This window comes from Stenotrophomonas maltophilia group sp. RY12688 (genome assembly GCF_052149045.1).
Lineage (GTDB): Bacteria > Pseudomonadota > Gammaproteobacteria > Xanthomonadales > Xanthomonadaceae > Stenotrophomonas > Stenotrophomonas sepilia.
Genome location: NZ_CP197389.1, coordinates 1122322 through 1145092 on the forward strand (window position 1 = coordinate 1122322; position 22771 = coordinate 1145092).

Genomic DNA, 22771 nt, shown 5'->3' on the forward strand with positions numbered 1-22771 from the left:
CGACGTACTGCGTGTTGCGTGATACGTACTGCTCGAACCCGTTACTGCAGCCGCTCCAGCGCACTGCGGACCCACGCCGCGGCGCCTTCCAGGCTCTGGAACTCTTCCACCGCGCGCACTTCGCAGCACGGATAGGCCGGTGCGACCATGCGCGCCAGCGCGTTGCCCGGGCCCAGCTGCAGGAAAACCCGCGCGCCGCGCTCGAAGGCCTGGCGCATCACCTGCGCCCATTCGATGGTCTGCGCCAGCTGCGCCGACAGCGTGTGGACCGCCATTGCGCGATCCCGCACCGGTCGCGCATCGATGCCGGCCAGCAGCGGCAGGCGTGGGGCCTGCAGTGGCGAGGCATGGAGTGCGGCAGCAAACGGTGCTACCGCCGCCGCCAGCAACGGTGTGTGTGCAGGCACGTGCACCGGCAGCGGACGGATGCCGGCACCCTGCGCCCGTGCGGCACCGGCCAGCCGCTGCAATGCGGCGTGCGTGCCGCCCACGATGAAATGGTCCTGCCCATTGGCGATGGCCACGTACGCACCGTGCAGATCGCACAGTGGCTGCAGTACATGGCGCTCCAGGCCAAGTACCGCCTGCAGGCCTGCATCGGCCGGGCTGGCGCCGTCCATCAACTGCGCGCGCTGCGCCGCCAGGGCAAGGCAGGTGGCCGCATCGAAGCTACCGGCGATGGCATGCGCGGCCAACTCGCCGATGCTGTAGCCGGCGGCCAGCGTCGGCGTTGGCACGTTGTCGCGCAGCCCCTGCCACTGAGCCAGAGTGGCCGCGCACAGCAGCGGTTGTGCCTGCGCATTGTCGAAACGGTCGTCGGCCGCCGCGGCGGAAAACACATCGCGGCCGAGCACCGTGCTGGCCCGATCAAGGGTGTGGCGCGCAGCCGGAAGATCGCGCACGCGGTCGAACATCGCTGCATGCTGCGCGCCTTGGCCGGGGCAGAGCAGGGCCAGGCTCATGCGCGCTCCTGCAGCAGCAGGAACCCGCTGCAGGCCAACAGGTCTGCGCTGCCGCCCGGGCTCAGCCGGCGCGCGACGAAGCCATCACCGATGCGACGCAGATGTGTCCGCCAGTCCGGCGCGAAGGTACCGCCCGCTTCCAGGAAGGTGCGGGCCTGCCGCTGGGCCCAGCGCAGGCCGTCGGCGCCGCCACGGTGCAGCAGGTTGAGGTCATCCACGCACGCGATCAGCTGCATCAGGGTCTGGCACATCGCGGCCTCGCGTGGCAGGCCGCTGGCCAGCGCGTGACGCATAGTAGGCAATGCCACGCCGCGCAGCAGCGGATAGCCGGTGGCCGCTTGTTCGCGCACACCCTGCACGCCGTGCCGTGCGCGCGCGCGCTGGCCAGGGCTGTTCGCATCCAGAGGTGCGTCGGCGAGCTCGGCAGACCAGCGGCACACTTCCTGGCAGACCTGCTCGCCCGTGGCGGCATGGCCCAGGCGGGAGCGACAGGCCGCGGCGGCCGCCACCAGCAGGCCGAGACTGAAGACCGCGCCACGATGGGTATTGACGCCGGCGGTCGCGCGCAGCATCGCGATCTCGGCGGCGATGCCACACCGGCGCAAGGCGTCGAAGTCCGTCCCGGCGGCACCGAGGCGGGCCACGGCGGTGAAGTAGTGGCGCAGTGCGAACAGGCTGCGCAGGAACGTGCCGGCGTCCATGTCGTGATGGCTGCCGCTGTCGAATGGCGTGACCAGTCCGGGCTTGGGTGCCAGCGCCAGCTCCGCATGCAGGCTGGCGACGGCGAGGCGCCCCAGACGCGCGCTGTCCACGGCAGCTGCCGGCCTGACTGCCGATTGCACGACGGCGTTCATGCGCTCACCCCGGCGGAGGCGAACAACGCATCGCGGAGTTCCAGTGCGGCACCATCGAGGCGCTTGACCAGTACCTCGCGGCTGCGTCCGGCGTACTCCCGCCAGTTCACGGCGGCGTCGCCGCCCAGGCACAGCTCGCCATCGACCCGCCGGTCGTGTTCGGCTTCCCATGCCTGTAGCCGTGCAGCCAGGGCATCGGCCTGCGCGGTGGTGTCGATCGGCCACAGCAGATCGACGTCCGAGCGCGCGTGCACATAGCGCAGGCCAGTAAGGTGCTGCCACGCGAAGGCACCGAATACGCGCGCCTCAGCGATGTTCTGCAGCACTTCAAGGGGCCGCCGCCAGTCCTGCGGAACGTCGCCTTTCAGCACCGCCTGAAGTGCCGGTGGCGGGGTGGTGCGCAGCACATCGTGTGCTGGCACGCGCAGGGCCAGGCGCAGTTTGTCCTCGGCGGGCGGCAGCGGCACGCCGAGACGCAGGCGTGGATCGGCATCGTCGGCGGCACGCCGCGCGACGATGGCCGGCCGGCCCTGTGCAAACCAGTCGGCCAAGCGCGACTCATGCGCGGCGATGTCCGCCTGCCAGCCGGCGTGCGCTGACAGCCAGACCAGCGTATGTCGGGGCAGCCGCTCAGGCATCGCCCGGGCTCACGGCTTCAGCCACGCGTGCGGCAAGCATGCGCCCGCCACGTTCGGCTCCGCGCACTGCGCGGCGGTCGCCATGGGCGGGCGTGCGCAGGGCCTGCAGAAGGTGCTGGGCAAGATTACCCTCCCACAACGATTCCACCGCACCCATCGCCACGTAGTTCTCCACGCCCGGTGCGAACACCGGTGAGGTCTGGCTCAGCGCCTGCAGTTTATCCAGCGGCTGCTTGGTCACCCGGGCCATCGCGCGCAGGTCCATCACCCGCACCTGCGCATCCGGCAGGGCATGGATGTGGTCGGCCATCAGCCCGAACGAGAGGAAGCCACCACTGACGGATTCACCGTAGACCAGCGTGACCAGTCGCGCGCCACGTCGACGCGCGAGATCCAGCGTCTGCGCCAGGTGCGCGAAACAGCCGTTGATGCCGAGCAGTTCGTCGCGGCGTGCCAGGCGCTGGCCGGCGGTGTCGACCAGCATCACGATCGGTTGCTGCGGATGCGCGGCGGTGCTGGCCAGCACCGTTTCGGCCAGTGCCAGTGCGTGGTCCACGCCCACCTCGAGCTTGTTGGCGGTGCCGATCACAGTCACATCGCCGTTGTCGGTGGTGGCGCTGCCGGTCAGCACCGAATCGCTCACCGCAATGGCATGCCCATGCGGAAACAGGGCATCGAGCAGTGTCTGCAACGGCATGCTCATGGCAGGCTCCGGTCGCCGGTGGCGGTGAGGAATTCATCGGTGTCGAGCAGTGGCAGGCGTTCGGGGTGGGCAATGCCCAGCCGCGCCCAGATCTCCAGGCCATCGCGGCAATCGCCCCAGGCCCGCACGCGCGCCTTCAAGGTCGCATGGCGTTCCTGCAATGCGGCCAGTGCAGCATCCGGGTCAGTGCTGCCCGCATCGGGGTGCAGCGCGTCGCGCGCGGCGAGCGCGAATGCTTCAAGGGCATCGGGCACCAGCACCTGCGCCTGGTCGATCAGGTACCGGTGCTTGCCACCGGTCACACGCCAGACCAGCGCGCGATCGCGTGAGTCGAACTCTTCCACGCCGCGAACGGTTTCGATCACCTCTGGTCCGGACAGCGACATCCGGCCTTCCTCGGACATGATGACCGTGGTGCAGCAGCGGGCAACGATGCCCATGCCACCGAAGGCGCCGTTGCCGCTGCCGATCAGCGCGATCACCGGCACGCCCGCTGCACGCGCGTCCAGGGTGGCGCGCATGATCTCGGAGATCGCAATCAGGCCCGCATTGGCTTCGTGTAGCCGCACGCCGCCGGTATCGAGCAGCAGCAGCACGCCGTCAGGGCGGGTGTACGCCGCACGGCGCAGCAGCCCGGTCAGCTTGGCGCCATGCACTTCGCCCACGCCGCCGCCCATGAATTCACCCTGTTGTGCGGCCAGCAGCACGTGTTTGCCCTGCAGCCTGGCCTCGCCGACGACGATGCCATCGTCGAACGCGGCCGGCTGGTCGAGCTGGGCCAGGTGCGGACTCATCATCCGTCGCGCCGGGCCGAGGAACTCGTGGAACGAGCCGGCGTCGACCAGCCCGGCGATGCGCTCGCGCGCATCGGCTTCGTAATAGCTGTGGCGCTGTACGTGGTTCATGGCGCGCCTCCGGCCAGCAGGGTTTCCACGGCCTGGTCCAGGCGCAGGCTGACCACGGCCGGGGTCGCACCGGCGTCGTTGATCGAGACGCGCACATCGCGCAGCGGATGACGCTGTGCGAAGTCGTTGATCACCGCCTGCCAGATGCTGCCGAAGCCCTGCGCGGCGGTGATGACGCGCACCGTCATCGCGCCCTGCTGCGCCGCCGGTTCCAGCAGGATTTCCAGGTTGCCTGACGCCAGCACGCCCACCAGCACCGCATCGCGCGCGAACGGCACGTCGGTGCGGCCTTCGAATCGATAGTCGAGGGTTTCCATGCTCAGCCCCTTACCAGTTGCGGAAGCGCTTGGGCGGGTCGTACAGACCGCCGGACCAGCGCACCAGGTCCTTCACCGAACGCGCCGCCAGCAGGTCACGGCTGGCATCGCGCACGGAGATGCCGAGGTCACCGGGACGGCGGATCACGCCGCGGTCGCGCAGGTTCTCCACCATCGCGCGGTCGCGCCCGATGCCCACGGCGGTATAGCCGGCCACGCCACGGATCGCCTGTTCGCGCTCCTCGGGGGTGCGGCACAGCAGCAGGTTGGCGATGCCTTCCTCGGTCAGCACATGGCTGACGTCGTCGCCGTAGATCATCACCGGCGGCAGCGGCATGTTCGCGCGTTCGGCCAGTTCCCAGGCGTCGAGGCGGTCAACGAATGCCGGGGCCATGTGCTCGCGGAAGGTTTCCACCATCTGCACCACCAGTTTGCGCCCGCGTGGCATCTCGCCCGGGCGTGCGGCCTGCTGGCCGGCCTTGATCCAGGCCTCGCTGGCATGGCGGCGGCCGCGCGCGTCCGAGCCCATGTTCGGTGCGCCGCCAAAGCCGGCGATGCGGTCGCGGGTGGCAGTGGAACTGTTGCCCTGCAGGTCGATCTGCAGGGTGGAACCGATGAACATGTCGCAGGCATACAGGCCTGCGGTCTGCGAGAACGCGCGGTTGGAACGCATCGAGCCGTCGGCGCCGGTGAAAAACACGTCGCCCCGCGCGGCAATGTATTTCTCCATGCCCAGTTCCGAACCGAACGAATGCACCGATCTGACGAAGCCCGATTCGATCGCCGGAATCAGTGCCGGGTGTGGGTTCAACGCCCAGTGCTGGCAGATCTTTCCCTTCAGCCCGAGCGATTCGGCGTAGGTGGGGAGCAGCAGTTCGATGGCGGCGGTATCGAAGCCGATGCCGTGATTCAAACGATTCACGCCGTACTCGGCGTAGATGCCCTTGATGGCCATCATTGCCATCAGCACCTGGATCTCGGAGATCTGCGCAGGGTCGCGGGTGAACAGCGGCTCGATATGGTTCGGCTTCGGCGCCTGCACCACGAAGTTGACCCAGTCCGCAGGAATATCGACGCGGGGGAGGCTGTCGACGATCTCGTTGACCTGGGCGATGACGATGCCGCCACCGAAGGCGGTGGCTTCGACGATCACCGGAGTGTCTTCGGTATTCGGCCCGGTATAGAGGTTGCCGTGGCGGTCGGCGGCCTGCGCGGCGACCAGCGCTACGCGCGGCGTAAGGTCGATGAAGTAGCGGCCGAACAGTTCCAGGTAGGTGTGGATGGCACCGATCTGGATGCGCCCTTCGGCCACCAGGTTGGCCAGTCGCACCGATTGCGGGCCGGAGAACGAGAAATCCAGTTTCGAGGCGATGCCACGCTCGAATACGTCCAGGTGCGAGGGCAGTGAGAGGACCGACTGCACCATGTGCAGATCATGCACGCGGGCGGGGTCGAGGTCGGCCAGCGCCTGGGCGAGGAAATCTGCCTGCTTCTGGTTGTTGCCCTCCAGGCAGACCTTGTCGCCTGGCTCCAGCACTGCGTGCAGCAACTCGCCGACGTCGCTGCTGGCGACCTCGCGTCCCCGGGCCCACGGCGCGGCACGTTCCAGGCGGGCTTGGCGACTGCGTTCCAACGTATCCCAGCTCGGGTTCATTGACCGGCTTCCGACGGGTGTTGGTATAATTACGTCATAATTACGAAGTGGGTACAACCTGCAGTGCAGCAAAAAGAAGGGCCCGCGCGGAGGCGGGCCCATTCAGGTAGGCCGCGACGGTGGGTCGTGGCGGAGGGCGTGCCGACCAACGGTCGGCACCCACCAGGCATCCACCGGTTCGCAGGTGGCTCAGAACTTCCAGCGCAGGCTGGCCGACACGAAGCGCGGCTCGCCGTAGTTGTTGTAGTCCAGGTTGGCCCAGTAAGTCTTGTCCAGCGCGTTGCGCACGCTCAGCGTTGCAGTCCAGCTGTCGCTGATGCGGTAGTTGGCATTGAATTGCACCAGCATGTACGCCGGCTGGTTCACGGTCACCGTGCCGCCCAGCGGGTAGGCGATGTTGTAGCCCTGCACCTTGCTCTGCCACTGCAGGCCACCGCCGATGCTCAGGCGTTCAAGCGCACCGCGCAGCTGCAGTTGCGTGTTGAGCTGCAGCAGGTCCTTGGGCGGGTTGGCGTACAGCAGGTCGGTGGCGGCGCGGGTGACCTTGACGTGGGTGTAGCCGGCATTGACCGTCCAGCCCGGCAGGATTTCGCCGTTGATATCCATCTCCCAGCCACGCGCCTTGGTACCGTTGACGCCGATGTAGGCCGAGCTGCCGTCGCTGAGCGAACCCTCCGGCACGCCCATGTCACGCACCGCGTAGTTGTCCTGCTTGGCCTCGAACACAGCGGCATTTGCGGTCAGGCGGCCATCGAACCACTGCGTCTTGATGCCCGCTTCCAGGTTCGAGCCCTGCACCGGCGCCAGCAGGTTCTCGTTGCGGTCCTTGTAGTTCTGCGGATTGAAGATCTCGGTGTAGCTGGCATAGGCCGACACGTTCGGGGTGATCTCGTAGACCAGGCCCACGTACGGAGTGACTTCATCGCTCACCTTGTACGCACCGCTGGTGCCGGTATAGGCGCCGGCGGCGTTGTAGGAGCGGGTGAGGGTTTCCCACCGGCTCAGGCGTGCACCGGCGATCAGCGACAGCGGATCGGCCAGGTGCAGGCGGGTGGCCAGATAGACGCCACTCTGCGTGGTCTTGGCCACGCGGCGCGCGCCGGTGCGGCGGTAGGTCACCTCGGAGATATCGCCGTTCCAGCTGTATACGTTGGGGATGTAGTAGCAGCGCTCGCGTGCACCCGTGGCGCTGACACACGTTGCCCAGTCGCTCGGGAAGTTCAGCGCCACGGTGTTAGTGGTCCCTTCCAGATCCGACCACTGGGCACCGACCGTGAGGTCGTGGTCGCGGCCGAACAGCGGGAAGTTGCCGGTCAGGTAAGCATCGACATTGCGGCGGGTGTCTTTCGAATCACCGGCGGCCGCACGCAGGAAGATGCCCGAGCCGGTCACCGGGTCCGGGTTGCCGGTGCCGTACAGGCGCACGTTCTGCACGTTGCCGCGAGTGTAGGCGGTGTTGATCTTCAGCAGCCAGTTGTCGCCGAAGCGCTGTTCCAGGTTGGCGAAGGCGGTGTTGCTCTCGCGCTTCCAGTAGCTCCACTTCGGCGACAGGTTGGTCGAGCGCGGCAGATGGGCGAAATTGCCCTGGCTGTCGAAGAACGGCACGGTGCCCCAGGTCGAACCGGTCGGGTTGTTGTCCTGGGTCTGGTAGCCGAGGGTGAGCGTGGTGCCGTCGGTGACATCGCCTTCCAGCACCGCCATGCCGGCCATCTTGTTCTCGTCGTAACGGTCATAATACAGGCCACGATCGGTGTAGGCGGCGACCACGCGGCTGCGGAAACGGCCGTCATCGGTCAGCGGCGCGGTGACGTCGGCTTCCATGCGGCGGTAGTCCCAGCTGCCGGCGCTGACCGCGAACGACGCGTCGAATTCCTTGCCGGGGCGCTTGCGCAGCAGGTTGACCGTGGCCGACGGCACGCCGGCGCCGCTGAGCAGGCCGTTGGCACCGCGGATCACTTCGATGCGGTCGTAGAAGGCGGTGTCGTATTCCTGGTTGGTGGAGCCGCTGTAGGTGGGAATGCCGTCGACCTGGAAGTCGGTGATGGCGAAGCCGCGCGCGTAGTACAGCGGGCGCTGCGTGTCATAGAAGGACACGCTGACGCCGGTCACGTTGCGCATCACATCGTTGATGCTGAACAGTGATTCGTCCTGCAGGCGCTGCAGGCTGATCGCGGTGGCCGACTGCGGGGTTTCCTGCAGGGTGATCGGCAGGCGCGTGGTGCTGGCCGGCGGAGCGGACTGCTCGGCCCGGACGCTGACCCGGTCCAGGGTCTTGGCATCGCCGGCGGCATCGGTGGCGGCGAACGCGGCGGGCGTGGTCAGCAGGGTCAGCGACGAAAGCAGGGCAGCCGGCAGCAGCGCGCGGCGGGGCAGGCGGTTACGGACAGGCAGGGGCATGGTGGGCTCGAGGCTTGGAAACGGGGGAAGGGCGGCAACAGTCGTCCAGCACCCGGGGCGGCGGCTTCGGGCACGGTCAGGTCCATCTGGAGCGGCGCGATCACTGCGCAGGGTGCAAATGTAAATAATTCTTAACACCATTACAATTCGCGTCACTGCGCAGGGGCTTCCCGGCGCAGAGCGGTGGCGGGCTGGGGTCGGATCCCGTTGCTGCAGGCAATGGGCTCTGACCCCATCATCGACGCCCAATCGCAGGTCAGAGCCCGCCCGTGCGGGAGGGATCCGACCCACCTCGCACAAAAACAAACGGCCACCCGAAGGTGGCCGTCCGTCTGCATCGAAGGAACGCGCGGGCTTACAGCGCCTGCAGTTCCTCATTGGCATTGCGCTTTTCCTTCGCCGGAGCCGGAGCCGCAGCGGCCGGAGCCGGCACCGCCGCGTTCGCATCCACCGGCACCTCCAGGTACGGCAGGTGCAGGGTCTGGCTGGTCAGCGTACGGATCTCGTTCACCAGCGCCGGGCTGTCGTTGAGCTTGCGCCCATACGACGGCACGATCTCGCGCAGGCGGGTTTCCCAACCGGCCTTCATCTGGTCCGGGAAGGCCTTGGCCATCAGGTCCAGCATGATCGGCGGCGAGGTCGACGCGCCCGGCGACGCGCCGAGCAGTGCGGCGATGGTGTGGTCCTTGTCGGTCACGATCTCGGTACCGAACTGCAGCACCGGGCCCTTCAGCGGATCGCGCTTGATGATCTGCACGCGCTGGCCGGCGGTGACCAGCTTCCAGTCACCCGGCTTGGCATTGGGGAAGTACTTGACCAGTTCGGCCTGGCGGTCGGCATCGTTCAGGCGCGCCTGGCCCATCAGGTACTGCACCAGGTCCAGGTTGTCCTTGCCCACTTCCAGCATCGGGCCAACGTTGTTGTGGGTCACCGAGGAATACAGGTCCCACCACGAGCCGTGCTTGAGGAACTTGGTGCTGTACAGCGCGAACGGCCCGAACAGGACCACCGGCTTGCCGTCCAGCTTGCGTGCATCCAGGTGCGGCACCGACATCGGCGGCGAACCGGTTTCGGCCATGCCGTAGGCCTTTACGCCATGGCGCGAGGTCACGTCCTGGCCCTGGAAGGCGAGGAACTGGCCACCGACCGGGAAGCCTGCGTAGTCCTTCGATTCCGGAATGCCCGACATCTGCAGCAGCTTCAGCGCGGCGCCGCCGGCACCGATGAACACGAAGCGGGTGTGAGTGGTGGTTTCGGTGCCGGCCTTGAGATCCTTCACCGTCACGTTCCAGCTCTTGTCGGCGTTCTGCCGCAGGGCGGTCACTTCATGGTTCAGGTGCAGGCTGAAGTTCGGGCTGCGCTGCAGGCCGGCGGTCAGCTGGCGGGTGATCACACCGAAGTTGACGTCGGTACCGAGCGGCATCCAGGTCGCGGCAACCTTCTGCTTCGGGTCACGGCCTTCCATCAGCAGCGGGGCCCACTGCTTGATCTGCGCCGGATCCTCGGAGTACTGCATGCCGTAGAACAGCGGGTTCTTCACCAGGGCCTGCTGGCGCTTGTGCAGGTAGGCGATGTTGTCATCGCCCCAGACGAAGCTCATGTGCGGGGTCGGGTTGATGAAGTCGCTGGGCTGGCTCAGCCGGCCTTCCTTCACCTGGTGCGACCAGAACTGGCGCGAGACCTCGAACGATTCGGCGATGCCGACCGCGCGCTTGGTCTCGATGCTGCCGTCGGGCAGTTCCGGGGTGTAGTTCAGTTCGGCGAACGCCGAGTGGCCGGTGCCGGCGTTGTTCCAGCCATCGGAGCTTTCACCGGCGACGCCGTCGAGGCGTTCGTAGACCTGGATGTTCCAGTCCGGCTGCAGTTCCTGCAGGTAGGTGGCCAGGGTGATGCTCATGATGCCGGCGCCGACCAGCACAACATCGACGGGCTTGTCGTTGCTGGCGGCGGGCACGGAGCGCTGGGTCAGTGGCCAGTACAGGAACAGCGCGGCGGCCAGCAACAGCAGCACGAGCAGGGCGAGCAGGGCCTTGCCAAATTTCTTCATGGGGGCGGGATCGTTGGCGGAGGGGAAGGGGTCAGGATGCGCGTGGGGCAGGGAAAGGGCGTGAAGAAACAACGCCTTGCAGCATCCATCCGCGATTCTAACCGGATCCGGTCGTTTTTTGATGCAACGCAGCATCCGACGTTTCGCGACGCTGTCACGTGGGCGGCAGGCGGCGCCCGGCGACGGTGGGGACCAGCTCAAGGATCTCGTCGCCGGCCTCATCGAGCTCGCCGGTCGGGCGCCAGCCCAGGCGGCGGTAGAAGCCATGCGAGCGCGAACGCGGGTCGGCCGAGCAGGCCAGGAACAGCCGCTGGTGGCCGGCATCGCGGGTCAGGCTGACCACGTCCTGCAGCAGCTGGCGGCCGATGCCGCGGCCCTCGTAGTCCGGCAGCAGGGCAAGCACCAGCACCTCGCCGCTGTCACGATCGGCGAAGCAGTAACCGGCCATGCGCTCGCCGTCCCAGGCGACGCGGCCGATCGAATTGCCCTGGGCGATGCCGGCTGCCCAGCTGTCCTCGGTGATGCCCAGTTCTGCCAGCTGGGCCGCACTGAAAGCGTTCTCGCGGGTGCGCCCGCGCAGGTCGATGCAGGCGGCGGCATCTTCGGGGCGGGCGTCGCGGACGAATACAGGCATGCAGGGCATCCTTGCAGTGATCGGCCGACCAGTATCCGCATCACGCATGGACCTAGTGTGGAGCCTACGTGGAGATCCGATGGAGCAAAAAAGGGGACGGAGGGGATTAAGTCGTTTAAGACCCAAACGACATCCGGGGCAAAGACGACTTAATCCCCTCCGTCCCCTTTTTCCCGCTGGGCGTCAGCGCTTGCGCCGGATCAGCGCCGAGGACGCATCCAGCACGGCGCGGGTCAGAAGAGCCATGGTCTGCACGTCGCCCTTCCAGTGCTGCCAGTACAGCGGCACGTCTTCCCACGCGCGCTGGCGCACGTAGACCAGTCGCCCGGCGTCCAGGTGGCGCTTGACCAGCGGCAGCGGGTTCATGGTCCAGCCCATGCCGCCGAGGTTGGCCTGCACGAAGGCGCGGGTGGAGGGGATCCACCAGGTCGGTGCGGTGCTGGGCAGGTCGTCGCCGGCCATGCGCCGGGCGAAGCGCGACTGCATTTCGTCCTTGCGGTTGAACACCAGCACCGGTGCCTGCGCCAGCGCCTGCGCGGTCACGCCCTTGGCAAAGTGGCGTTCGCGGAACTCCGGCGTGCAGGTCGCTGCATAGCGGATGCTGCCCAGCGCATGGATCTGGCAGCCCTGCACCGGCTCGTCCAGCGTGGTCACTGCGCCCAGCACCGTACCCTGGCGCAGCAGCTCCACGGTGTGGTCCTGGTCTTCCACACGCAGGTCCAGGGTGGTGCCGGTGGTCTGCGCGAACTGGTAGGCGGCCTGCGGAAACCAGGTTTCCAGGCTGTCGTGGTTCACCGCCACCGGGATGCTGGCCTGGGGCAGGTCCCCATCGGCCAGGCCCATCCGGTGCAGCGCATCGTGTTCGAGCAGGGCGGTCTGCTCGGCCAGCTGCACCAGCAGCTGCCCCTCGGCGGTGGCCGTGGCAGGCGTGCCGCGCTTGACCAGCAGGCGGCCGATCCGGTCCTCCAGCGCCTTGACCCGCTGCGAGATGGCCGAGGGCGTGACATTCAACGACTGTGCGGCGCGGTCGAAGCTGCCTTCGCGGATCACCGCGGCCAGGGCGCGCAGCTGGGCATGATCGATGCGCATCGAATTAAGCTCCGCTAATGTTGGTTTAGGAAGTTTAGCTCGTCTTTTCCATGTTGCGGCGCGACAATGGCGTCCGTTCCGGTGCTGTCCGCCTTCGCGAGGCACCGTCCCCCCAAGCAATACAAGGCAGTGAATCCCATGTTCTCGGTCATCTCCGCCAGCACCGGCCTCGGTGCCTGGTTCTCTGGTGCAGCCACCGGCGTCGGCCTGTTCGCGGTGGTCGGCGCCCAGAGCGCCTTCATTCTGCGCCAGGGCATCCTGCGCAAGCACATCGTGCCGGTGGTCGCCACCTGCGCGGCCATCGATGCCATCTTCATCTTCGCCAGCGTGGCCGGCCTGCGCACGCTCACCTCGGCGCTGCCGTGGCTGACGACCGCCGTGCTGTGGACCGGTGTCGCGTTCCTGGCCTGGTATGCGATGAAGTCGGCACGCCGTGCGATCGCCGGGGGTGGTGGCATGGGCGAGGCCGACAGCGACGACGGCAGCCGCCGCGCGGTGCTGATGGCCGCGGTCGGCTTCTCGCTGATCAACCCGCACTTCTGGCTGGACATGATGGTGATCGGCTCGATCGCCGAGAACTTCGGCAACGCCCGCATGGCTTTCGCTGCTGGCGTGGTCACCGCCAGCTGCCTGTGGCTGACCGCGCAGGGCCTCGGCGCACGCCTGCTGGCGCCGCTGTTCACCAAGCCCGGCACCTGGCGCGTGCTCGACGGCACCATCGCCGTGATCCTCAGCATCCTGGCCCTCATGTTGGCGGTGCGCGGGGTCCACTGACCCGGCGTACGCCCCCCGAACCCACGTCCTGACTCTCTCTCCAAGGTAGTGGCAACGACGGCACCGGCAACGGTGCCGTCGTCTTTTCCGGCTCTGGCGTCAAACGCTCGGCGCTGCCTAGAATCGGCCACCAGGACAAGGTGTCCACAGGAGCAGGGGAAGGATGCACAAGACCATTCTGGCGGCCGCGCTGGCCGTCATCGGGGGCGTTGCCGCAGGCAGCGCGGGGGCGGTGGATCTGACGCAGTACCTGCGTCGGGAGACCTTCACCGACATCAAGATTTCGCCGGGGGGCGAGTACGTAGCGGCAACGGTTCCGAGAGAGGACAGCACCGCGATCGCGATCCTGCGGTTGAAGGACAAGCAGCTGGTCGGCAGTTTCTGGCCACCCAGCCGCAACCACGCGCAGGAATTCGACTGGGTCAGCAACGAACGCCTGTTGATCGGCCTGGCCCAGAAGTGGGGCTCGCTCGACCAACCCAATCCCACCGGCGAACTCTATGCCGTCGACGCCAACGGCAACCGTGGCGAGCTGCTGGTCGGCTATCGCGTCGAAAGCAAGGGCCCGGGGACCCGCATCCAGCCGAAGAAAGTCGAAGCAGTGGCCGCCTTCCTGGCCGACGACCTGCCGGGCGACGAGCGCAACGTGCTGGTGACCGTATGGCCGCTGGCCGAGGACCCGTTTACCCGCGTCGATCGCATGGATGTGACCACGGGCCGCCGTGCGCGGGTGGCATCTTCGCCGGTACGGCGCGGCGAATTCACCACCGATGGCGCCGGCGAGGTCCGCTTCGTGCACGGCTCGGGCAGCGACAACATCAACAAGCTGTATTTCCGCGAACGCAGCGGCGACACCTGGAAGCTGATCAACGACGAGGCGGTCAGCAAGCGCATCGAAACCGCCCTCGGCTTCTCGGCCGATGACAGCTTGGCCTACCTCAACGTCGAGCAGACCCAGGGCCCGGATGCGATCGTCAGCTGGAACCCGCAGACCGGCGAACGCGCGACGCTTCTGCGCGACGAGGTGGTCAATCCGTACCGCATCATCCACCGGCCCGGCACCCATGTGCCGGTAGGCGCGCTGTACCTGGGTGACAAACCGCGCACGCGCTTCTTCGATGAAGGCTCGGCCGATGCGCGCCTGTACCGCAGCCTGGAAGCCGCCTTCGGAGGGCCCGTCTACATCACCTCCAGCACCCGCGATGGCCGTGTCGTGCTGGTGGAAACCTGGTCGGGCTCGAACCCAGGCGATTTCTATGTGTACGACACGGTGGCGCGCAAGGCCGATCACCTGATCAGCCGCAGCGACTGGATCGACGTGGACCGTAGCGCCAGCGTGAAGCCGATTGCACTGAAGGCGCGCGACGGGCTGCCGCTGCATGGCTTCTTGACCCTGCCGGCCGGCAGCGACGGGCGCAACCTGCCGATGGTGGTGATGCCGCATGGCGGCCCGTTCGACATCTTCGATTCCGGCCAGTACGACCGCGAAACGCAGATGCTGGCCGCGGCCGGTTATGCCGTGCTGCAGGTCAACTTCCGTGGTTCGGGCAACTACGGCCGGGCCCACACCCAGGCCGGTGCGCAGCAGTGGGGCGCGGCAATGCAGGACGATGTCACTGATGCCACCCGCTGGGCAATCAGCGAAGGCATCGCCGACGGCCGTCGCATCTGTATCTACGGCGCCAGCTACGGGGCCTACTCGGCGATGATGGGTGCCGCCCGCGAACCCGGGTTGTATCAGTGCGCGGCGGGCTATGTCGGGGTTTACGACCTGCCGATGATGTACACCCGCGGCGACATCCAGGACCGGGGTTCAGGCGTGACCTATCTGCGCGAATGGCTGGGGGATCCGGCCAAGCTGGGTGCGGTGTCGCCGGTGAACCTGGCCGAACGGATCAAGGTGCCGGTGTTCCTGGCCGCCGGTGGCGAGGACAAGCGCGCGCCGATCCAGCACACCGAACGCATGGAAGCGGCGCTCAAGCGCGCCGGCACGCCGGTGGAAAGCCTGTACTACAAGACCGAAGGCCACGGCTTCTACACCGAGGCCCATCGCAGCGAGTACTACGACAAGTTGCTCGCCTTCCTGGCGCGCAGCCTGGGTGGCAAGACTGCGACGACCGCGCCTGCGACCGGCAAGGACAAGGCGCCCTGAGCTGACAGGGCGGCGGATGAACGTTCCGCCGCCCTGGTTTTCCGCAAGCGCGGGGTTTACTTCACCCCGTGCATCATCTTCTTCAGCAGCGGTGCGGCGATGAAGGCCGCCAGTGCGCAACCCAGGCCGATCCACATCAGCAGCCAGAACAGGTGCGCGTAGGCGCCGGCTGCGGCCACCATGTCCAGCGATTCGCCTTCCGGCACCTCGATCGCGGCCAGTTTGCCGAACAGCGCGGCCAGCGTCTCCGAGAATGCGGTGGCCAGGAACCAGGTGCCCATCATCAGGCTCATCACCCGCGGCACGGCCAGCTGGGTCACTGCCGACAGGCCGACCGGCGACAGGCACATCTCGCCGCTGGCGAGCAGGAAGTAGGCCAGCACCAGCCACCAGACGCTGGCCATCTCGCCGGTGGCGCCCACCTGCTGCGCCGCCAGTGCCAGCGGCAAGAACGACAGTGCGCCGATCACCAGGCCCCAGGCCGACTTCACCGGCTTGCCCGGCTCCCAGCCGCGGCGGTCCATCCACGTCCACAGCGCGGCGAATGCCGGCGCCAGCAGCACCAGGAACAGGCCGCCGAGATAGGTGAGCGAGCCGGCGGTCTGCGGGATCACCAGGCAGTCGCGCACCAGCAGCACCAGCATCAGCACGACAATGGCGGCGAAGAACGTGCGCGGCGCAGACGAGCCCGGGCGGCGCTCGGACAACCGCGCGCTGATCACGAAGCCCAGCGGTGCCAGCAGCAGCGAGATGATCGACCACGGCAGCGGCGTGCCGCCGGTGATCACCAGCGAGGGCACGATGTCCTTGGTCAACAGGCGGTCGGTGAAGGTCACCCACGAGCCGTAGGACTGCTCGTACATCGTGAAGAACACCAGCGCCATGAAGATCAGCACCATCAGCGCGATCATCTGCTGGCGCTGCACCGGCGTGCATTTCGTGCCGGTGAACCAAGCGAACCAGACCAGTACGCCGCCGAGCACCACCAGCATCAGCATCAGCGCCAGGCTGATTTCACCGCCCAGCGCGAACGCGCCGTTGCCCGCGGCCCACATCAGCCACGCCACCGGCAGCACACCGAGCACCGCGCACAGATAGATGAACCATTCGCGTGGCAGGCCCAGCACCTTCTGCTTCAGCGCGGCCGGTTGCGGTGGTTCGGCGTGGCCCTGCAGGTACTTCTGGCCCCACAGGAACATCGCCAGACCGGCCAGCATGCCGATACCGGCGGCGCCGAACCCGTACTTCCAGCCGTAGGCCTCACCGAGGAAGCCACACACCAGCGAAGAGAACAGCGCGCCGAGGTTGATGCCGGCGTAGAACAGCGAGAAGCCCGAGTCGCGACGGGGGTCGTCCTTGGCGTACAGCTTGCCGACGATGGTGGAGATGTTTGGCTTCAGGAAGCCGACGCCCATGATGATCAGCGCCAGGGACAGGTAGGTCACCGCCAGTGCGGAGGTGTCGCGCACCACTTCGCCGTTCACCCGGTACGCGGCGTGGCCCTCGAAGGCCATGCCGAGGTGGCCCAGCACCAGCAGGATGCCGCCGAACAGCACTGCCCGGCGCATGCCCAGCCAGCGGTCGGCCAGCATGCCACCGAACACCGGGATGCAGTACACCAGGCCGCCGTAGGCGCCGAGCAGGTCCAGGCCGGCCTTGTCGCCGAACAGGTGGTACTTGGTCAGGTACAGCAGCAGCAGCGCCTTCATGCCGTAGAAGGAGAAGCGCTCCCACATTTCGGTGAAGAAGCAGACGTAGACGCCCTTGGGATGGCCCAGGAAGTCGTCGGAAGCGATAGCGGTGGAATTCATCGCGGAATTATAGGCCTGTGACCTGATCCGCTTTCAGTAGATCCACGCCATGCGTGGATTGCCGGACTGGCCTGGGCGATCACAGGTATCGCAACCACGGCAGATCGCGCCTTCGCGCTTTGAACCGCGCGAAGGCCCGCGTCGGCGGGTACAGCACCACCGCCAGCGCACAGGCCACCAGCAGCAGGCCGCTGACCGAATCCAGGGCATACAGCTCGCCATGGGTCGGCCCCCAGGCCGCCAACGCGGCCAGGTACAGCCCCTTCAGTAAGTACAGGTGCAGCAGGTAGAAGAACATCGGCGCAGCGCCGATATCGGCCAGCGGCTGCAGTGCCCGCGCCAGCGGCGGCCATTCGTACAGCCGCAGCAGCAACACTCCCACGCCCAGGGTCAGCAGCAGGAACTGCAAGGACGGCGGGTACTTGGTGACGTTGAAGATGCTCAGCCAGGTACGCAGCGTGGTGGCCTGGTACTGCCACGGTGCATCCCCGTACTGGTTGGCCAACCGCAGCAATGCGAACAGGGCCAGCGCGCTGACGCCTGCCCACAGCAGCCAGCGCTGGCGCTGCTCCGGCGCGCGCGCGCGGCCAAACCAGGGCCCCATCAGATAACCCAGCGCAATCACCCCGATCCACGGCAGTACCGGATAGGAGGTGCGCAGGCGCAGCGTGCCAGCCTCGATCCAGTCGCGCTGGTGCAGTACTTTCCACAGCACCGCCAGCAGGCCATTGCCTTGCACCCGAAGGCCGTCGAACAGGTTGTGCCCGGCCACCACCGCGATTGCCAGCATCAGCAGGGCCGGGCGTGGCAGCCACAGCAGGCCGGCCAGCGCGATCATGCTCAGCCCGATGGCCCAGATCACCTGCAGGTACAGCGTGTGCGGCGGCAGCTGGAAGGTCCAGGCGAAGTTCACCAGGGTCAGTTCCAGCACCACCAGGAACAACCCGCGCTTGAGCAGGAAGGCGGCCGTGGCCCGGCGCGGATCCGGCTGGCGCTGGCCGTACAGCCAGGCCGACAGGCCGGTCAACAGGACGAACACGGGTGCGCACAGGTGGGCCAGCAGACGGCAGGCGAACAGCGCAGGGGAGACCGTGGCTGCGTCCATCGGGTCGCTCACCTGGTGCTGCAGGAAGAAGGTCTCGCGCACGTGGTCCAGCAGCATCAGCAGCATCACGGTGCCGCGCAGCTGGTCGATGGAGGCCAGGCGAGAGGAGGGGGAAGGGGGCATGCGATGCGGAAGCTACAGGGTAGTATTAAGATATAACATATCAATTCAGGTGATCCCAGCCGGACTTTGCCGTGTCTGCCGATTCCGGCTTCACGCACAGCCTCATTGCGCTGTGGCGGCTGCCCCATCCTTTGGCACGCTGGACTTGATCTGTCCTGAACGCTAGCGTGACAGGGATTTTTTGCCAGCAGGGGCTTCCATGAACCACGACGCTGCGCCCAAGCAGCTCACCTTCCGCGCAGTGGCCCTGGCCATCGTGCTGGCGGTGGTGCTGTCGGCCGCAAACGCCTACCTCGGCCTGTTCGCAGGCCTGACCATCGCCACCGCCATTCCCGCCGCGGTGATTTCCATGGGCGTGCTGCGCCTGCTGGGCGGTGGTTCCATCCTCGAGAACAACATCGTGCAGACCGGCGCCTCGGCCGGCTCGTCGATCGCCGCCGGTGTGATCTTCACCATCCCCGCGCTGGTGATCATGGGCTACTGGCCGGACTTCAAGTACTGGTGGGTGCTGGGCATCGCCGGCCTGGGCGGCCTGCTGGGCGTGCTGTTCTCGGTGCCGCTGCGCCGTTCGATGATCGTTGAAGACCCGCTGCCGTTCCCGGAAGGCAAGGCGGCGGCGGAAGTGCTCAAGGCCGGTGAGAACCCGGGTCCGGGCCTGAAGATCCTCGGCCTGTCGGCGGTGATCGGCGCCTTCGTCAAGCTGGCTGCGGAGAGCGGCATGCGCCTGATCCCGGACGCCTGGGCCACCTCGGCCTATGTCGGCAGCTCCAAGGTCACCGCCTTCATCGGCACCAACCTGTCGCCTGCACTGCTGGGCGTGGGCTACATCGTCGGCCTCAACGTCGGCATCGTGGTGGTATCCGGCTCGATCCTGACCTGGCACATCGCCATTCCGATCTACCAGGCGTTCTTCATGAACACCGATCCGGCATTGGCCGCGTCGGTTGCTGCGGCTTCCTCCACCGAGGCCGCGTTCGCCATCTGGGGCGCGAAGATGCGCTACCTGGGCGTTGGTGCGATGCTGATCGGTGGCATCTGGACCCTGATCTCGCTGCGCAAGTCGCTGCTCAACGGCGTCAAGAGCGGTTTCGCCGCGGCCCGCAAGAGTGGTGGCCCGGTGCTGGCGCATACCGAGCGCGACCTGCCGATGAAGTGGATGCTGGTCGCCCTGGTGGCGTTCGTGCTGCCGCTGCTGGCCCTGTATCAGGCCATCGTCGGCCAGTGGCACGTGTCGATCCCGATGACCCTCATCATGATCGTCGCCGGCTTCCTGTTCGTCTCGGTCTCGGCCTACCTGGCCGGCCTGATCGGTTCGTCCAACAATCCGGTCTCGGGCATCACCATCTCCACCATCCTGTTCGCCTCGGCCGTGCTGGTCGTGCTGCTGGGCGCTGACGGCCTCAAGCCGGTCGGTGCCGGCGGGGCGCCGCTGGGCGCGGTGGCCGCGATCATGATTGGTGCGGTGGTGTGCTGTGCCGCTGCGGTCGGTGGTGACAACCTGCAGGACCTCAAGGCCGGTTACATCGTCGGTGCCACCCCGTGGAAGCAGCAGCTGATGCTGGGCATCGGTGCGTTCTCGTGCGCGCTGATCATGGCCCCGGTACTGAACCTGCTGGCCACTGCCTACGGCATCGGCGTGAAGTCCGAGCTGCACCCGAACGCGCTGGCTGCGCCGCAGGCCAACCTGATGGCCTCGGTGGCCAAGGGCCTGTTCGGTGGTGAACTGCCGTGGACCTTCATCGGCATCGGTGCTGTGGTCGGCGCTGCCATCATCGCCTTCGACAGCTGGCTGAAGTCGCGCAACGCGCGCTTCCGCGTGCCGGTGCTGGCTGCCGCCATCGGCATCTACCTGCCGCTGGAACTGATGGTGCCGATCTTCCTCGGCGGCCTGATCGCCCATCTGGTCGAGCGCTTCCACAAGGTGCGCGCCGATGACGAAGAAGGCCGCGACCGCGTGCACAAGCCGGGCGTGCTGTTTGCCGCCGGCCTGATCACCGGTGAGGCACTGATGGGCATCGCCATCGCGATTCCGATCGTGGTCAGCAGCCGCGCCGACGTGCTGGCGGTGCCGTTCCACCTGCCGGGCGCACAGTGGATCGGCCTGGCCGTGCTGTTCCTGGTCGGCTGGCTGATCTACCGCACCGGCAAGTACGCCAAGGCGTAAGCAATGGGGTCGGACGCCTTCCCGCAGGGAAGGGCTCCGACCCCGCGCTGACGGCGTCTGGGGTCAGAGCCGATTCCGCCGGAATCGGATCCGACCCCGGCGTCCCCACAAACCCCGCTTCGGCGGGGTTTGCTGTTTCTGGCGATTGCCCGCCTGCAGCCATGACCGATGGCCTTGGCAGCCCCGGCCATGCGGGCCTACCATCGGTTTTTTGCCGTCCTGCGGAGACCCCGATGAAACTGCGTCATGCCCTGCTGCCACTGAGCCTGCTGGCCGCCCTGCCCAGCGTCGCCGCTGCCCGTGGCCTGGAAGTCCGCGACATGGTGGCCATGGACCGCGTCTCCGCGCCGGTATTGACCGCTGACGGCGGCACCGTGGTGTTCGCCAAGCGCAGCGTGGATGCCAATCTCAAGGCCTCCACCGCGCTGTACGCGCGCAACCTGCGCACCCGCGACGCAGCGCCGCCGAAGCAGATCACCCCGGCCGGCTGGAACGTCAATTCCGCTTCGCTGTCGGCCGATGGCCAGACCGTGTATTTCCTCAGTGCCAGGAACGGCAGCCAGCAGCTGTACGCGCAGCCGATCAGCGGCGGCACCCCGCGCCAGCTGACCGACTTCCCGGTCGACGTGGACAGCTACCGTGTGTCGCCGCAGGACGACCGCGTGTTGTTCAGCGCCGGCGTGTTCCAGGCCTGCGCCTCGGACCTGGCCTGCACCGAGAAGAAGCTGAAGGAAAAGAAGGACGCCAAAGCCAGCGGCCAGGTGTGGGATTCGCTGTTCGTGCGCCATTGGGACACCTGGAACGACGGTCGCCGCAACACCCTGTTCGTCGCTCCGCTGCCGGCAGCCAAGGCCGGTGCAGTCAAGGGCGCTTCGGCGCTGAGCGCGACCATCGATGGTGATGCGCCGTCCAAGCCGTTCGGCGGCAATGACGACTTCGTTTGGTCGCCGGACGGCGCCAGCGTGGTGGCCAGCATCCGCGTGGCCGGCAAGCAGGAGCCGTGGTCGACCAACTTCGACCTGTACCGCTTCGACGCCGCCGGCAAGCAGGCGCCGGTCAACCTGACGGCCTCCAACCCGGCCTGGGATGCCGGCCCGGTGTTCAGTGCCGACGGCAAGACGCTGTTCTACCGCGCGATGAAGCGCCCGGGCTTCGAGGCCGACCGCTTCGGCCTGATGGCGATGGACGTTGCCAGCGGCAAGACCCGCGAGATTGCCCCGCGGTGGGATCGTTCGGCCGGTGGCATCACCCTGTCCGCCGACGGCGCCAGCATCTACACCACCGCCGACGACCTCGGCGAACACCCGCTGTTCCAGATCGACGTGGCCAGCGGCAAGGCCACCAAGCTGATCGGCGACGGCAGCGTGACCGCGGTCGACGTGGCCGGCAACAGCGTGGCGATCACCCGCAACAGCCTGAAGAGCAACGACCAGGTGCTGGTCGGCCTGCTGCCGGCCGCGGGCGAAGCCATCGGCGAACTGCGCGCGCTGACCCCGGCCGCAGGCGAGGTGCTGAAGGACGTGTCCTTCGGCGACTACGAGCAGTTCGAGTTCAAGGGCTGGAACAACGACACCGTGCACGGCTACGTGGTCAAGCCGCACAACTACCAGGAAGGCAAGTCCTACCCGGTGGCGTTCCTGATCCACGGCGGCCCGCAGGGCAGCTTCGGCAATGGCTGGAGCTACCGCTGGAACCCGCAGACCTACGCGGGCCAGGGCTACGCGGTGGTGATGATCGACTTCCACGGCTCCACCGGCTATGGCCAGGCATTCACCGATGCGATCAGCCAGCACTGGGGCGACCGCCCGCTGGAAGACCTGCAGAAGGGCTGGGATGCGGCACTGAAGAAGTATTCCTTCCTCAACGGTGACAAGGCCTGCGCGCTGGGCGCCAGCTACGGCGGCTTCATGGTCAACTGGATCGCCGGCAACTGGAACGGCCCGTTCAAGTGCCTGGTCAACCACGACGGCGTGTTCGACCAGCGCATGATGGGCTACGCCACCGAAGAACTGTGGTTCACCGAGTGGGAGCAGGGCGGCACGCCGTACCAGAAGGCCGCCAACTACGAGAAGTTCAACCCGGTCAACCACGTGGCGGACTGGAAGAAGCCGATCCTGGTCATCCACGGCCAGCAGGACTTCCGCATTCCGGTCGAGCAGGGCCTGGCCGCGTTCACCGCCGCCCAGCGCCAGGGCATCGAATCGAAGTTCCTGTACTTCCCGGATGAAAACCACTGGGTGCTGAAGCCGAACAACAGCATCCTGTGGCATGACACCGTCAATGCCTGGCTGAAGCAGCACATCGGCAATTGATGATTGCAGCGCCGCCCTTCGGGGCGGCGCTTTTGTTTCACCCTCTGCTTTACCGGTGGGTGCCGACCGTTGGTCGGTGCACCTTCCGGATCTGCCGCCAACAGCAGCCGGCCAGCGGCCGGCTCTACCA

Annotated in this window: 17 protein-coding genes; 4 read left to right on the forward strand and 13 right to left on the reverse strand. The window is 67.1% G+C overall.

Translation table 11 applies throughout. The features are described 5' to 3' along the window. Positions 1-41: 41 nt before the first annotated feature. From mdcH to ACS0OT_RS05275, 11 genes are all read right to left on the reverse strand, one after another. Complete coding sequence (gene mdcH, locus ACS0OT_RS05225) at positions 42-962, reverse strand: malonate decarboxylase subunit epsilon (protein ID WP_065196560.1); 921 nt, start codon at positions 960-962, stop codon at positions 42-44. Beyond that, the gene (gene mdcB / locus ACS0OT_RS05230; protein ID WP_065186001.1) at positions 959-1816 is read right to left on the reverse strand and encodes a triphosphoribosyl-dephospho-CoA synthase MdcB; all 858 of its coding nucleotides are present in this window, start codon (positions 1814-1816) and stop codon (positions 959-961) included. The genes mdcH and mdcB overlap by 4 nt, the downstream gene beginning before the upstream one ends. Beyond that, positions 1813-2454, reverse strand: a complete 642-nt coding sequence (mdcG, locus tag ACS0OT_RS05235) for a malonate decarboxylase holo-[acyl-carrier-protein] synthase (RefSeq protein WP_065178129.1) — start codon at positions 2452-2454, stop codon at positions 1813-1815. Before mdcG ends, mdcB begins: the two co-directional genes overlap by 4 nt. After that, positions 2447-3151: a biotin-independent malonate decarboxylase subunit gamma gene (mdcE, locus tag ACS0OT_RS05240; protein WP_442256415.1), complete on the reverse strand. Its 705-nt coding sequence runs from the start codon at positions 3149-3151 to the stop codon at positions 2447-2449. Before mdcE ends, mdcG begins: the two co-directional genes overlap by 8 nt. 2 nt (positions 3152-3153) lie before the next feature. Continuing rightward, positions 3154-4062: a biotin-independent malonate decarboxylase subunit beta gene (locus tag ACS0OT_RS05245; RefSeq protein WP_442256068.1), complete on the reverse strand. Its 909-nt coding sequence runs from the start codon at positions 4060-4062 to the stop codon at positions 3154-3156. Next, on the reverse strand, positions 4059-4379 hold the full coding sequence (gene mdcC, locus ACS0OT_RS05250) for a malonate decarboxylase acyl carrier protein (protein WP_065178127.1): 321 nt from the start codon (positions 4377-4379) through the stop codon (positions 4059-4061). The genes ACS0OT_RS05245 and mdcC overlap by 4 nt, the downstream gene beginning before the upstream one ends. 10 nt (positions 4380-4389) lie before the next feature. Next, complete coding sequence (gene mdcA, locus ACS0OT_RS05255) at positions 4390-6033, reverse strand: malonate decarboxylase subunit alpha (RefSeq protein ID WP_353088582.1); 1644 nt, start codon at positions 6031-6033, stop codon at positions 4390-4392. 189 nt (positions 6034-6222) lie between these two features. Next, complete coding sequence (locus tag ACS0OT_RS05260) at positions 6223-8430, reverse strand: TonB-dependent siderophore receptor (protein WP_442256069.1); 2208 nt, start codon at positions 8428-8430, stop codon at positions 6223-6225. A 355-nt stretch (positions 8431-8785) separates the two neighbouring features. Beyond that, the gene (gene mqo, locus ACS0OT_RS05265) at positions 8786-10477 is read right to left on the reverse strand and encodes a malate dehydrogenase (quinone) (RefSeq protein ID WP_072168682.1); all 1692 of its coding nucleotides are present in this window, start codon (positions 10475-10477) and stop codon (positions 8786-8788) included. Positions 10478-10631: 154 nt separating this feature from the next. Next, positions 10632-11111, reverse strand: coding sequence for a GNAT family N-acetyltransferase (locus tag ACS0OT_RS05270; protein WP_442256070.1), 480 nt, complete (start codon positions 11109-11111; stop codon positions 10632-10634). A gap of 183 nt (positions 11112-11294) precedes the next feature. After that, positions 11295-12200 carry a LysR family transcriptional regulator ArgP gene (locus tag ACS0OT_RS05275; protein ID WP_235649515.1) on the reverse strand — a complete coding sequence of 302 codons (906 nt, stop codon included), beginning with the start codon at positions 12198-12200 and terminating at the stop codon, positions 11295-11297. 138 nt (positions 12201-12338) lie between these two features. Between ACS0OT_RS05275 and ACS0OT_RS05280 the strand changes: the two genes are divergently transcribed. Then, positions 12339-12974: a LysE/ArgO family amino acid transporter gene (locus tag ACS0OT_RS05280; RefSeq protein ID WP_442256071.1), complete on the forward strand. Its 636-nt coding sequence runs from the start codon at positions 12339-12341 to the stop codon at positions 12972-12974. A gap of 163 nt (positions 12975-13137) precedes the next feature. Next, a complete protein-coding gene (locus ACS0OT_RS05285; protein WP_442256072.1) occupies positions 13138-15126 on the forward strand; it encodes an alpha/beta hydrolase family protein in 1989 nt (662 codons plus the stop codon). Positions 15127-15182: 56 nt separating this feature from the next. Here ACS0OT_RS05285 and ACS0OT_RS05290 read toward each other — a convergent pair whose 3' ends face one another. Together ACS0OT_RS05290 and ACS0OT_RS05295 are read right to left on the reverse strand one after the other, a co-directional pair. Then, positions 15183-16937, reverse strand: coding sequence for a peptide MFS transporter (locus ACS0OT_RS05290; protein ID WP_442256073.1), 1755 nt, complete (start codon positions 16935-16937; stop codon positions 15183-15185). A gap of 79 nt (positions 16938-17016) precedes the next feature. Continuing rightward, a complete protein-coding gene (locus tag ACS0OT_RS05295; RefSeq protein ID WP_065178120.1) occupies positions 17017-18165 on the reverse strand; it encodes a DUF1624 domain-containing protein in 1149 nt (382 codons plus the stop codon). Between the two features lie 199 nt (positions 18166-18364). Here ACS0OT_RS05295 and ACS0OT_RS05300 point away from each other — a divergent pair, with 199 nt between their 5' ends. Both ACS0OT_RS05300 and ACS0OT_RS05305 read left to right on the forward strand, forming a co-directional pair. Then, positions 18365-20329, forward strand: a complete 1965-nt coding sequence (locus ACS0OT_RS05300; RefSeq protein ID WP_049435318.1) for an OPT family oligopeptide transporter — start codon at positions 18365-18367, stop codon at positions 20327-20329. Positions 20330-20562: 233 nt separating this feature from the next. Then, positions 20563-22641, forward strand: a complete 2079-nt coding sequence (locus tag ACS0OT_RS05305) for an alpha/beta hydrolase family protein (RefSeq protein ID WP_139726814.1) — start codon at positions 20563-20565, stop codon at positions 22639-22641. Positions 22642-22771: the final 130 nt, after the last annotated feature.